9 protein-coding genes and 2 pseudogenes are annotated in these 13582 nt (G+C 35.8%); 5 read left to right on the top strand and 6 right to left on the bottom strand.

The window, feature by feature from the left end; all coding sequences use genetic code 11:
• Positions 1-8 precede the first annotated feature (8 nt).
• Positions 9-2294, bottom strand: a complete 2286-nt coding sequence (locus tag NG821_RS01125) for a TonB-dependent receptor domain-containing protein (protein WP_252759822.1) — start codon at positions 2292-2294, stop codon at positions 9-11.
• Positions 2295-2433: 139 nt separating this feature from the next.
• Here NG821_RS01125 and NG821_RS01130 point away from each other — a divergent pair.
• A pseudogene (locus NG821_RS01130) lies at positions 2434-3139 on the top strand (IS982 family transposase).
• Between the two features lie 42 nt (positions 3140-3181).
• Here the strand turns inward: NG821_RS01130 and NG821_RS01135 are convergent.
• Complete coding sequence (locus tag NG821_RS01135; RefSeq protein ID WP_252759823.1) at positions 3182-5305, bottom strand: outer membrane beta-barrel family protein; 2124 nt, start codon at positions 5303-5305, stop codon at positions 3182-3184.
• Positions 5306-5728: 423 nt separating this feature from the next.
• Between NG821_RS01135 and NG821_RS01140 the strand changes: the two genes are divergently transcribed.
• Entirely contained in the window at positions 5729-7315 is a 1587-nt protein-coding gene (locus NG821_RS01140; protein ID WP_252759824.1) for a tetratricopeptide repeat protein, read from the top strand.
• 172 nt (positions 7316-7487) lie between these two features.
• On the opposite strand, the pseudogene NG821_RS01145 reads toward NG821_RS01140, so the two are convergent.
• Positions 7488-8095, bottom strand: a pseudogene (locus NG821_RS01145) (transposase); the annotation flags it as partial.
• A 251-nt stretch (positions 8096-8346) separates the two neighbouring features.
• Positions 8347-9297: a zinc-binding dehydrogenase gene (locus NG821_RS01150; protein WP_252759825.1), complete on the bottom strand. Its 951-nt coding sequence runs from the start codon at positions 9295-9297 to the stop codon at positions 8347-8349.
• A 226-nt stretch (positions 9298-9523) separates the two neighbouring features.
• On the opposite strand from NG821_RS01150, the gene NG821_RS12665 reads away from it, so the two are divergent.
• The 3 genes from NG821_RS12665 to NG821_RS01160 are packed head-to-tail and all read left to right on the top strand — an operon-like array spanning position 9524 to position 10694.
• Positions 9524-9745 (top strand): 4Fe-4S dicluster domain-containing protein, encoded by a 222-nt coding sequence (locus tag NG821_RS12665; protein WP_394802045.1) that lies wholly within the window; start codon positions 9524-9526, stop codon positions 9743-9745.
• Positions 9746-9764: 19 nt separating this feature from the next.
• Entirely contained in the window at positions 9765-10124 is a 360-nt protein-coding gene (locus NG821_RS01155) for a hypothetical protein (protein ID WP_252759826.1), read from the top strand.
• Positions 10125-10130: 6 nt separating this feature from the next.
• On the top strand, positions 10131-10694 hold the full coding sequence (locus NG821_RS01160) for an RNA polymerase sigma factor (RefSeq protein ID WP_252759827.1): 564 nt from the start codon (positions 10131-10133) through the stop codon (positions 10692-10694).
• A 233-nt stretch (positions 10695-10927) separates the two neighbouring features.
• On the opposite strand, the gene NG821_RS01165 is transcribed toward NG821_RS01160, so the two are convergent.
• Complete coding sequence (locus tag NG821_RS01165; RefSeq protein WP_252759828.1) at positions 10928-11866, bottom strand: phosphodiester glycosidase family protein; 939 nt, start codon at positions 11864-11866, stop codon at positions 10928-10930.
• Between the two features lie 846 nt (positions 11867-12712).
• Positions 12713-13576, bottom strand: a complete 864-nt coding sequence (locus tag NG821_RS01170) for a hypothetical protein (RefSeq protein WP_252759829.1) — start codon at positions 13574-13576, stop codon at positions 12713-12715.
• Positions 13577-13582: the final 6 nt, after the last annotated feature.

Genomic DNA, 13582 nt, shown 5'->3' on the forward strand with positions numbered 1-13582 from the left:
ATTTTCGGTTACAGACGTTTCATCTCGCTCTGACCAGCTTCTTTTCCTTTATATTTTGATTTTGCTGGATTGAAAGAGTACGAAAAAGTCAAATAGAATGTAGGACTGTAACTATTGACATAATGTGAGGTATATGCATTGACATATTGCGAATATCCTTTTTCTTTTGAATTGAAAATATCAGATACGCCTAACTTAAACCTCCAATTATTCATATTTTTCTGTACCGCCATGTCTATTCTCATCACAGGACGGGCCATGTAGGTGTCGGCGTTACCTTTCAGATTTCCATTTGCATTGACGATGATCATCCAATCCTTTTGAAGGATAATAAGGTTTTTCCACTGCATGCCATACTGCGGTCGGTTATAACTCAAACCATCATATGTAAGCCACTGCTTATTCACCCATATATTCCATGATGCTTTCCATATTCTGAATAAAGTAGGCGAATAAGACATACTTGAATATATGCTAGGATATGAAAAATTCTTATCTGTAGAAAGCACGGCAGGTGTACTTTCCATCACATCGAACCATGAAATCATCCCATTTTTCGAATAGGTATAGTCACAAGTCAGCTGGAAATCTCTGTATGATCCAATCAAAGAAATATCATGATTGTATGTCGGCTTGAGCTGAGAATTTCCCTTATAATAACGGAAGTAACTTATATATTGCAATCCATCGTCAAGTTGGCTGTAGCTTGGACGGTTAGTATATATGTTATAACTTAGTGCCAGAGATAGGCTCTTCATGTTATACGAAAGTGTGAGTGAAGGCAGAATATAATTATATTTTCTACTGCTCTCATCTAAACGTTTACCATTTGAGTCGTAATTATAGTTGGTATATTCATATTTAACACCCACTTGAGTATATACTTTACCAAATTCTCTGCTATAATTAACGAAAAGATTAGCTGCTGTCTGTCGTGATTCGTTGTTACTGTTCTTTAGTTCTCCATTATAGTCATCATTCTCCACATTATATTTTTGACGATAATGAGTATAAGTTGTTTCAAAGCCATATTCCAACTTGCCTAAAGCAATAGAAGAGGTAAATACGGTCTTTATCGCTGCCATATCAGAGTTGGACCTAGATGCTGGTATAAGTGTAGAACTTTTATCTGTGTCAGTGGAACTTACAGTTTGTTTGTTATAATTATTATAGTGGGCATAAGTTCCATCAATATTTAAAGACAATTTATCATTAAATTTATTTTCATAATACACGTCTAAGCTATGTTTGCCATTCTGGCTAAGATTATCTGTGTTTGTATCAAACTCGGAAGTACCAGTATCCATAATCATCTGGTTATGATATTTTTGAGTCATGTTGTTTGAAAACACTCTAGAGAAACTATAGGTTGCTCCGATTGACTGTTTCGTGGAAATCTGATCATTAAATCCTACACTTATAAAGCCACCTTTTGAAGACTGGTAGCCATCACCTTCGTAATTAGCATAGATACCCTTATTGTTGTACTTAAAGTTATAAACATCTTTGCGATATGAATGTGCATTACTGAAAGTATTAAGTGAGGTGCTAAGAAAGAGATCAAGATTCTTTTTACGATAGTTAAGATTCAGTCCACCATAAGTATTCCAGTAGTTTGATACGCTTTCTTGAAATGTCACGTCTCCGCCCAAACCATCTCCAACGGGTTTGACAGTGGTAATAAATATGACAGCTCTGACATTTGAACTATATTTTGCTCCAGGATTCATATCAATCTTGATATCTTTAATCATATCACTTGATATTCTTTGCAGTTCGCCAGAATTTCTCATCAATTTATTATTAATGTAAATCAGTGGTGTACCTCTACCCAATACGCTGATACCATCACTGCTCATCATAGGCAGCTTCTGCAGTACGTCAGTTGCTTTCCCTAATTTACTAAAAATGGTTCCCTGAATAGAGGATACGAACATACCCTGCGACATCGTGAAAGTTGGGCGATTGGCAGTAACTGTTACTTCTTTTATATTTTGTTCTGAAGTGTGTAACAATACGGTAATGCTATCTGCTGCTGGTACAATAGTAGTCTTATACCCCACACAAGAAACTTTAATCAATCGATTGGCTGGACTAGTTTTAAATGAAAAACTTCCATCATCGTTACTTATTGCTCCAGAAATAAAAGTAGAATCTCTTTTCTCCAACAGTGCCACTGTTGCAAGGTAAAGTTTAGCATGATTCTCTCCTATGACAGTGCCATATATATTCTGTGAACTTAAGCATATTGGATATGCTATAGACAATACAAGTATAATCAAATATCTATTCATCGGCTTGATGCTGCAATAACTTTATGTATTGCTTTGACTAGTTTTTCGGTATTTGCTTAGAAATATATATTTTTTCATTCTTAGTAAGAGTAATTACTTATATGAAACCCGTTGGCGGAATTAAATGCCTAAAAGATTTATGTTCAAAAAGTTGCACATATCATTGATTATTAGCAACTTAGTAGTGACAAAACATCTAAGTACAATTCAACGTATGCACAACTTGTATTCAAATTTCGTGAAATTTTTCGACATATGCAAGGTTTTCTCTAAAGATTTAGTAAATGAACGAGGAAATATACCTCGTCGGGGCGTTGTCCCCCGCTTTTCAGATCTCGAAGTTATAGCCCTCAGCTTGACAGCAAAGCATCTGAGCATTGACAGTGAGAATAATCTGTTTGACAGACTTAAAGAATGCAGTCTGTGGGTTAAGCGGAGTCATACATTCCTATGACCTCAGTCCTGCAAACATTCATGACATCCATTATCTGAAGGATGTCAAGTTCCGGTTCCATGACTGTAGTATAATTGGAGACCGTGCTTACCTCAGTGCCGAACTACAGCAGGACCTGTTCTCTTCCGTCGGCATAAAACTCGAAGTTCCCTATCGGTTGAACATGAAGAATTGGAAGCCGGCTTTCAAGCCATATGCAAGGGCCAGAAAGAGGATAGAGACCAACTTCTCACAGCTCTGTGACCAATTCATGATCTTCCGTAATTATGCAAAACAAACTGCAGGACTGTTCACTAGAATTATTGCAAAGATCAGTGCATTTACTGTTCTTCAGTATATCAATTATAGGAATAGACGACCTATCGGGAGAGTTAAATACGCTCTAAATTAATTCCACCAATGGGTTAAGATCAATAATCACACTACCTGATTATTAGAATCGTGTTTCAACCTCCCTACTTACTGATGAATGTTTTTTAATATCTATATTTTTACCAAAACGATAAGTAACGCTGAAAGATACGGTAAATGGATGATAGCTATTATGAAAGGCCATATACATTCCTTCATTTGCGTAAGAAGTACCAGAAGTAGAAGGAGAAATAACATTAAGGCAGTTCAATCCAAAGCTTAACTTCTCTGAACAACTATAATTCAATCCGCAATCAACTTCCCAATTACTTTTTATCACAGTTATAGAACTATTTTGTCTACTATTGTATATCACGTCAGTATACCCTGTAAAACGATTTTTCTTGTCGAAGATAAAGTTTAGATTAGCAACAAAATCACCTGTGAGGAGTTTCGATGATGGAAGATTAAAAGCGGTTTTACTTACATTTTTCTCATAATTGATATCACATATTAGATTTGCCTTAATCCATCTGATGAAACCGTAATATGCAGAAATACTTGTTCCCCAGCTATCTTTATTATAAGCATTCTGCCATTGGGTGATAGACTGCGATGTTTTATTGTCCATCGTTGTGACCTGTGACATCGCATCAGTCTGTCTAACATAATGCAATTCTGAGAATAATGACACATTTCCTATATTACAATCTGTCTGCAATCTTAATTTCAAATAATAGCTAGGCTTCAAATCAAGATTACCAATAGATACAGAATTAGCAGTATTATAGGTTGAAAAAGTATTGATATTACGTATTGAAGGTCTATATACACCGCTATTTATACCTGTCGTAAATGAACATGCATCACTAACTACGTATCTAACATAAATATCCGGAAATAAATGTCCATAATTAGATACGTTGCCCATCTCTTGATGGAGTTTTATATTTACATGAGTGAGTTCATAACGTAGCCCCAACTGGAATTCAAGTTTTTTATATATCTTATTAAAAATTGAATAAGCACTATATTCATCTTCACCATATTCAGCTGAATTCTGTTGCGTTAGAAGTGTTGAATTCTCATAATCATCTGTACTTGAAGTTTTTGTCCATATAGTTTTAACACCACTACTCCAAGATATAGAAAACGGTAGTTGACAATCATAATCAAGGGTTAGACTCATACCCTTCAGCATAGCATCTGTGATATTGTCAAAATGATCATCTACAAGTTCATTACTGCTCAAAATATGCTGAGTGGAATTAAATTTATAGAAAGAATTGTCCTTGAATTTAAACCATTCTGATCTTGCATTAAAATGTCTATTGTTAGAGAACTTCTTATCAACCGAAAAACCAACAGACAGATTTTTTTCTGGAGCATTGATATTTGATATTGTGTAACTATTACTAATTAATTTTCCATCATAATCTTGATTTTGCATATCGCAAGACTTGAAATTTTTAACTTCACTATTATAATAGCTAACATCGGCTCCGGTAGTGAAAGAGCTATCTAATTGCCAAGCTAAATCTCCGTTTAAAGATAAGTCGTTGTTTCTGACTTTATAAGGTGTATTTTCTGATTGTACATTATCAGTGAAATATTTTTGGTTAGTTTCGCGGAAATGTTTCTTTCCATATGACCAACTTGAATTAATAGATGCTACAATTTTCTTATAATCTGAATTTAGAGATAGATGTGGTTCCTCTTTAAATGCTTTTTCTCTATAGAGTTCATTGGAAATTTCTCCTCCAAAATAATTTTTTTTCTTCTCTGTTATAAAGTTCAATATTGCATAATCCCCTTCTGCACTGTATTTCGCACCTGGATTTTTTATTATTTCAATATATTTTATAGATGACGCACTATAACTTTTCAAAAAACCAGGAAGCTGGGCGGAGGATAAATTTTTGAGAGTGCCATTAAACATTATTTTAATTCCGTCTCTATTTATTATTTTTATATTGTCGTCACTTACTAGTATTCCTGGAACAGAACGTAATAAATCAAAGATGTTCGCCTTACCATTCTTTAATAATCTAACGTCTACAATATCTTTGTCAGGCTTGTGTGTAATCAATTTCCTTGATTTTACAACACTAACCTCCTGAATATTAATTGTTGTATCCATCTCTTGTGAAAAGACAGAATTACAATTGATTAAAGATGATAAAACAAATATTAATGTAATTTTCATTATACGTAAATCTTTTTAGACATATCTTTTGAAGCTTTATTACATCTTGGATCTGAGTAATCTATATTTAATTATCTTTAAAGAAAACAAAGTTATAAACCTTTTTATTAACGTCCTAATTTTTATACAAAAAGTTAAATGTAGATGTTGCAGGTATCGTTGCAGGTTAAAATTCTAAAAATCAACAAGTTGAGCTTATTATAACGATTTTGTTGCAGGTCAAATGCAACAGAAACAGACAATCTTGAGACTAGAAAAATCATATTATAAACAAAAACAAGATTATTATTCAGCTATTAACGGAATATTTTAATTGGACTTTTTTATAGTTAAACGTCTCAATTATATTACAAATAGTTAATAAAAGTCACCAAAAAGTCATATATTTGCATTACAATAACTGATTCTAATAAAAAGGACTATATGCTGAAAATAAACATAAAAGTATTATCTACGATATATACAATCATGATGTTTACATCATGTCATGATAATATAAACAAAAAATTGGAAATGGCAGACGGATGCCTGAGCAGAAATAGTGTTGACTCGGCATATAACATTTTAATGCACATTAATCCTGAAAATCTAAATGGAGATGAAAATATAGCCTTATACACATTGTTAAATACTAAGACTAAATACATAAAATATATTCCCGTGAAAAACGACTCCATTGATTATGCTATATTCTATTATAAACAGAATGGACCCAAAGCAAGATTGGCAGAAGCATATAATTATAAGGGCATAACTTTGTTTAGTGACTCCCAGAAAAGCAAAGAAGCTCTTAAATATCTTAAAAAGGCAGAAGCCATTGCTCTAAGAATGGATAATCCAAAACTAATACAGAAAATCGAAGAGAATATATGTACTGTGAACCTGTATTCTGGTTGCTATATAAAAAGTTTGGAATATGGCAAGAAATCTCTTAGATACGCTAATAAATTTAATGACACGGTAAGCATGGCTTATGACTTATCTTACATATCAAATTCGTATTCTGGACTTGGATATGACGATTCTGCTTTTATATATGAAATGAAAATATTACCACATCTGAATTATTTTTGCAAATCTGATCAGGGTATCCTATTAAGTAATATTAGTGTTCTATACTTCCAAAAACATGACTATGATAAAGCAGACAAATTTCTAAAGAAGGCATTTGCTACAATTCCAAATGTTTACACATATTCAATAGCTGCTGATATATATATTAAAAAAGGTGAGTATACAAAAGCTAATGAAATTATGACGAGAGCTCCCTTACCAATGAATTATATTGAACAGTTGAAAAAGCTGTCAACCTTATATGACTTGAACAGAAAATTAAAAAACTATGTCAAAGCATTAAATATTGCAGACTCTATCATTGAACTTAACAAAAAGACATACGATGCAAAAGAACATGACAATCTTAACGATATACAAGCAAAATACGACCGTGAGATGATGGCTCAGAATTTTAAAAGCCAAATCATATATATTATTGGAGCATTACTGCTGCTCTCGTTGTTAATAATATTGCTAATCTTTAGACAGAAATATAGAAACTCTAAAATACGACAGAGCATAATTCAAAACCGTCTGCTAATAAACGAATATAAAAAGCGAATATCTAAAATGGAAAATGCAAAAGATAATTCCATTTCTAAGATTTCAAACTTGGAACAGAAGATTAATGTTTTAGAGAATAAAGAGTCAAAGGCTTTATATAATGGCAAACGCTGCTATGAGAGTATCCTTGATAATAATACTATTGTAAATTGGTCTGCTAAGGATCTTAAGGATTTCGTAGATTACTACAAGTTCAAGGACCTTCCATTCATTTCATCACTTGATGAAGAATATCGCAAACTCAGTCCGAAGCAATACCTATATTTGATAATGGTGAATGCCATGAATAAAGACAATGCTACTGTTGAAAGAATAATGGGAGTTAGCAATGTTACCATTAGGTCTATGAAATCACGTATAAAGGCGAAGAAAGCATATCATCCTTCTTAAATCAGTCTTTATAGTTATGATCAAAAAAACTCATAACAACTAATTTACATCACGAAAATAGGATAGTCAGATGAACTGTATCAAAGTCCTTTTCTTTTTGGTTGTTGCCCTCATCCGAAAGGCACGATTTCCAATCGTGTTTTTCGGATGAGGGACATTACAGTCAGCAAAGTTACATAATCTTGAATCTGTTTCCAAATGTTATAGCTAATTGCTGAGCCGTGAGTTCCAAATTCGGTATCGGCATGATCCATTTCCTGCGGATATTGCGGTATACCAGGTAGACAAGCTTATAGAGGGCATCATCATTGGAGTACACCCCCTTTGTTCTTCGTTACCATACGTACCTGACGGTGATAACCGTCAACGATATTAGTCGTATAGACAATTCTTCGATATCTGCATTGTACTGGAAAAATTGGCTGAGATAGTCTCATTTACCCCTACAAGATTTGATTACAATAGGATACAGATTGCCCCATTTCTTGTCTAAATTGTCCAGCTTAATTTCAGTCTTTTCCCTGTTAGAAGCAGCATAGACCAATTTGAGATCCTTGAGATCCCCCCTTTTGATTCTTGCTTCCCACGTACTTCAAAGAATTGCGAATTTGATGGACAATACAGAGTCGTACGTCGGTGTTGGGAAAGACACTCTAGATGACATCGGGAGAACCACAGAGACCGTCGATGCGGTAATGAGATATCTTTTACGCCACCGTTCTGATGGTCTGTCAGGACGCTAAGCCAAAAGTTAGCACCTTCACTATAGGACACATGCATCTCTCCTAATGCATGGGTAGTAAAATTAAATTACAACTAATCACAGCAAATACGTTTTAAATCCTACATCAGTGTCCGTTATACCATTTTCCTTTAATATCGCTTTGACACCTTCAACTTCTCCTCTGTCAAAATCTAGTAGTGTGTCGTCTAAATTAAAAATAACATTTTTAATCACCTGTATTATCTCCTCAGTCTAACAAATATGTTTTACGTTATTAAATGTTCTATGCTTCACATTCTACCTTTCCTTACGGTACCAATAAAATCTTACCCATACTTCTACCTGACTCAAGATACTCATAGGCATCTTTCCCCTCAGCCAAAGAAAAAAGCGTAGGTTCGCTAACTTTAATTTGATTAGTTTCAAAATATTTAAATAAACGTCTGCTTCTTCTTTTCCGTTCAGCAGCACTATCTAAGTAATCCCATAAATCGCCTGTTAAAATACTCTTTGAGCTTTCTAACAAACTTAAGGGATTAATCAACTCAGGATTCCCCCCTGCCATTCCGTAAAAAACAACTTTTCCTTTATTAACTGAGAGTTCAAGACTCTGTTTTAATGTACTGCCAACACCATCATAGACTGTATCAAAACTGGCTTTATTGGCTGTTTCCCAATCAGATTCTCGCAAAAAAACTTTTTTTGCTCCTTGTTTGAGCGCTAGTTGTTGTTTTTCTCTTGTTGATGTAGTTCCGTAAACATTGATACCATCTGCCGTTAACATTTGTGCCAAAATTTGTCCGACCCCACCGCTAATTCCATGGATAAAGACATTTGCATCTTCTTGGTTATTACCTAAATCATGAGCTAGAAAATCAGCTGTTAGCCCTTGTAAGCCAATAGCTGCAACCACCTTAGGGTCAAGTATTGCTGGAACTTTAATTGCATTTTGCTCTGGAACACAAACATATTGCGCTTCTGCCAAAGGAACATCCACAAACAAAACTTGATCATCTAATCTAAAGTTTTTAACATTTTCACCAACTTGAACAACACGACCTAAGCCCTCATAGCCATTAATATATGGCGTATGGTTTTCAATGTGATATGTACCCCGTCTTCGATAAATATCTGCAAAATTTAAACCTATATATTTTGTTTCCACTAATAATTGATTCTTTGTTACTTTAGGTAAAGCCACATCTCCATATTGTAAGACGGAATTATCACCAAAAGTATTGAAGTATAAAGCTTTCAAATTTTCACCTCCTATCAGCTAACGCTTATTCATATGTTGTTTCTCCTAATGCAAAGATAGTAAAATTACAGCTAATAACAACTTGTGGCAAATATTTTCTAGAAATATTAGAAAAACAACGACTTTCCTAAAATATTTTCCTTTCTTATTTGTCTTCAATAATGTAGGGTAACCCTAGGAGACATTCGCGAATGAAATGATTAGGTTTTAAAAATTAAATGTGATTATGTTCTGGAAAAAGAGTAAATTAGTAGCTAACGTAGACACAAATAGATGCCGAAACTGTAAATATTGTGAATGGATCTGCCGGAGAAGAGTATTAGAGAGTCACTGGATATCAGGAAAATATACTACTTTTGTCAACCATCCTGAAAGGTGTGTCGGTTGTGGGAAATGTGTTGAAGCTTGTCCTGAAGATGCCATTGAACTGATAAGAAGATATTGTTAAACTAAAAATAAAAAGTAAGATGAAACTAAGAACAAAACAGAGAACGGGAATAAGAGTGACTGGCCATATTTTAATGTGGCTTGTACTATTGGCCGGCTTCAGTGCTATCGTAATGCTCTTATGGAATTGGCTGATGCCTGACCTATTCGGTCTGAAAGATATCAATTTCTGGCATGCTTTGGGGCTGTTGATATTATCCAAGATATTGTTCGGTGGTATGATCCATGGGGAAATGTCTCATGCCAGACACCACTATATGTCTGAAAAGTGGCATCAGATGTCTCCCGAAGAACGTAGAGAATTTATCAGACACCGGCAATACCACTTCCGGCATGACTTTTATCAGGCTGACACCAATGCTGATAAAAAAGAACTATAATATAAAATGGAGGAATCCTATAAAGACAAACTCATAGCGAAATATCAGCCTCAACTTAAATCGTTTATCCTTAAAAGGGTGAACAATAAGGAAGATGCTGAAGACATTCTACAAGATGTTCTATATCAATTCTTTAAGACGATTAATCAAGCTTCAAGCCCTATTGAGCAAATATCTGTCTGGCTCTTCCGGGTCGCCAGGAACGATATCATCAACCACGGCATCAAGCATAGGGAAGAAGAACTCCCCAGTATTCAAGACGAAGATGGTACGGATGAAATTCTGGAAGATTTCTCTGATACTTTGTTCAATGAAGATGGTGCTTCATCACCAGAAGACGAGTATCTACGGTCTTTGATATGGTCTGAACTTGACCATGCCCTTTCCGAGCTACCTCCGGAGCAACGAGAGATTTATGAATTGACAGAGGTCGAGGGCATTCCGATGAAAGAGATCGCTCAGACAATTAAGGTTCCGATAAATACTCTTTTATCCCGAAAGCATTACGCTGTGCTCCATCTTCGCAAACGGTTGAAAAATCTTTATGATGAGATTACTGGTTATCCATAATCGGTAATTTCATTATAAAGACACTTTTAGATTATTCCACACCTACAAGCCTTAGTTTTAGGCTATAAATTTATCCTAAGAGAAATCACCACCGATTCACCTGATTTTGGGAAAGCACCAATGATTATGAGTTTGATAAGAATGGATCATAGGAATAAGAATCCTACAATATCCATCATACACTCAGTTTTCAGAATACCAAAGTTGGTTTTATCTCCTTATTTCGACTATTCTCACTTACGAATCCTGCTGACATAAACGATATTGGAGACCTTACGTTCTCCCGTATGATCAAAGAGGTGATTATCACAAGGATGATTGATGACGCCATTCGTTTTAGTCCATAGCGTAGAAGAGCCGCCTCCATCCAGATTGATTACATCCTTCATTTTCAGATAACGGGCTATTGTGGCGCACTCCTTGTAAGACATACCATCCGCATTTCCTTTGAACCGGCCATCTATGACCACCATAATTATATCTTTCCCGTTATTAGTGATCCCGATAATTGTGCGAGGATGGCGAATAGAATCAGGGAATTCGGGGATGATCCCATCAGTCATCAATATAGGACCGGAGCCCAAAACAGAAGAATATTCTTTCTCTATTTGATCGAATGTATTTGCCTTTAAAGGCAGAATGCCCACCCTATTCTCTTTCTTCGAATAATCCATCGCCAACAAGCCATTACTTCGTCCGTCATAGGCACTTGCAGGGCAAGTACTTTTCACGACTTTATCAACCATCACGAATGTAACCGGTTTCCCATTATGGGTATCAAAGAAACTCCCGTTTACGGCAAAATCAGCATTGACACTTTCTGCAAGGTCACTGGTCGTAGCGGCCTCGTCTGCTTGGAGAATACGGGTAGAATACTGTTTCACTGGATAGAGGACCAGAGATATGGACTGAATGGAATGAAACATCCGGATCTGCGCATACCTCATTTCCGCACCATGACCTAATTTCTTTTTTGTCCAATCAGCCTTTACAAAAGCAATGGAATCATTTTTATCGAAACTCTCTTGTTTGCCTTCTGTTACTGAAGATGCGACATACTTTCCTAACTGGATATTACCAGCTAAGGAACCGGAAGAAATACTCGCAAGAATGACGCAAAGCAACAAAGATGCTAGAACATTGTGACGAAAGTAAGATAATGAATGTTTCATAAAATTATTCTGTATAGACTACTAATGACAATTCCTGACGGAAGTAAAAAAGAACTTACCTAGGCATATCACGCATCGCACAAGTCATTAACCGCCCGCTGTATACTTGACACTCAGGCCTAATCATGTCAGATGCTACCGCTATGCAATATTCGCTAAATTCTTTGGAATATGCAAGGAATTCCAAGAGATTTTTATTCTATAGTCCCGTTGGCGGAATGAAATGACTAGAAGATTTATGTCCGGAAAGTTGCACATATCGTTAACTTTTAGTCACTTAATAATAAAACAGCTAAGTCCGGTTCAACGTATGAACAACACGTATCCAAATCTCGTAAAATTTTCGACATATATGTAAGGATTTCTCTAAAGATTTAGCCAATGAATGTGGAATTATACTCTGTCAAGGTGCCGCACCCCGTTTTTAGTCCCTATAGACCAAAAGCACATCCGTTCCCTACCCAATCCCTCTCCGTCCCCTGTTCGTTCCCTCTCCGTTCTTTATTGCAGTTATTAGCTCGAAAAGATTGAGGCAGTCTGTTGACGTGGGAGAACAGGGTGTAAGAACGTACGTTATTAGGGGCTCATGTCGTACGTCCTTACAGTATAAGAACGTACGTGAACAGAACCTCATAACGTACGTGAACAGAACCTCATCAAGCGGTGAACAGAATGTATGGTTGTGCTTCGATACAATGAATGGGTATACATCTTCAGATGCGAAGACGTACATCGGAACCTTTCGGTCCAAATATAATCTTTGCATCTACCTTATCTGATAGCAATATAACACCTTTTGAGACATGATATTCGATCGCCGATGGTATATTCCCATTTTAAACCAAATCACAAATAAATGCCAAATGATAAAGTTTGGAATTTAGGTCCATAAGAAGTATCAATGACATTGCACGGACTGTACTTGAAATAGTAGCTCAGACATGGTGTTTTCAGTATTGCCAGAAAATCAACAGTTACAGGATTAGTATGTACATCCTTTGCCTTATCTTTTATCACGGCCCCATTCAACTCATATTTCGTGAGTATGCTGCTATGGTAATTGAGATTAACCACCGGACCTACTGACAATTTAAATTCTCTTGACAAAGAGCGTCTGTAAAGAAATGGCACGGTAATGCTCGTGACCTTAATGCGTGAGAACTTCAGTTTGGCACCATCAGGAATAGCCTGCAGGCTCGTAACGCCATTATCAGCTTTGGAAAAATATTGATTGTCAGTCATACGATAATTGCGCCAGTCAATACCGAAACCAATAGCCAACTGATCCTTACTGCTCTCCCAGGGATGCCAGTTATATTGGGCGATAATATACCATATTTCCCATGAAGAAAAAACCCGCGTATCCATATTTGCAGGCGCGCCTAAAGCAGAGTTCCATCCTATAGCCAGATCGGAGGTGATCTCTACATGATGAGTATGATGATCTCTGCTGATGCCACCTATACTAAAACCAAAATCACTGGAATTGATCCGCATGGTTGAGACATAATTGCTGTCAGTAAGTTGGATCGTATTGTCATAATGATAAGTTGAATCCGATTCACGACCTCGAATATCTACTTTCTGCAGAGAATCACCGGTAATGATCGTAACCACCTTTGGTTTTCTGACAGTAATAGTGTCATTGGGATTTTTAGCTGATACCGTCATGCCGGCAGCAAGCATCACAAAAAAGATAAGTTTTTTCATATTCTA

This window comes from Segatella cerevisiae, assembly GCF_024054555.1.
GTDB classification, from domain to species: Bacteria; Bacteroidota; Bacteroidia; order Bacteroidales; family Bacteroidaceae; genus Prevotella; species Prevotella cerevisiae.

Bases quoted from the DNA above. Each gene is read 5' to 3' on its own strand.
- NG821_RS01125 (WP_252759822.1), bottom strand. From the start codon at position 2,294: ATGAATAGATATTTGATTATACTTGTATTGTCTATAGCATATCCAATA.
- NG821_RS01135 (WP_252759823.1), bottom strand. From the start codon at position 5,305: ATGAAAATTACATTAATATTTGTTTTATCATCTTTAATCAATTGTAAT.
- NG821_RS01140 (WP_252759824.1), top strand. From the start codon at position 5,729: ATGCTGAAAATAAACATAAAAGTATTATCTACGATATATACAATCATG.
- NG821_RS12665 (WP_394802045.1), top strand. From the start codon at position 9,524: ATGTTCTGGAAAAAGAGTAAATTAGTAGCTAACGTAGACACAAATAGA.
- NG821_RS01155 (WP_252759826.1), top strand. From the start codon at position 9,765: ATGAAACTAAGAACAAAACAGAGAACGGGAATAAGAGTGACTGGCCAT.
- NG821_RS01160 (WP_252759827.1), top strand. From the start codon at position 10,131: ATGGAGGAATCCTATAAAGACAAACTCATAGCGAAATATCAGCCTCAA.
- NG821_RS01165 (WP_252759828.1), bottom strand. From the start codon at position 11,866: ATGAAACATTCATTATCTTACTTTCGTCACAATGTTCTAGCATCTTTG.
- NG821_RS01170 (WP_252759829.1), bottom strand. From the start codon at position 13,576: ATGAAAAAACTTATCTTTTTTGTGATGCTTGCTGCCGGCATGACGGTA.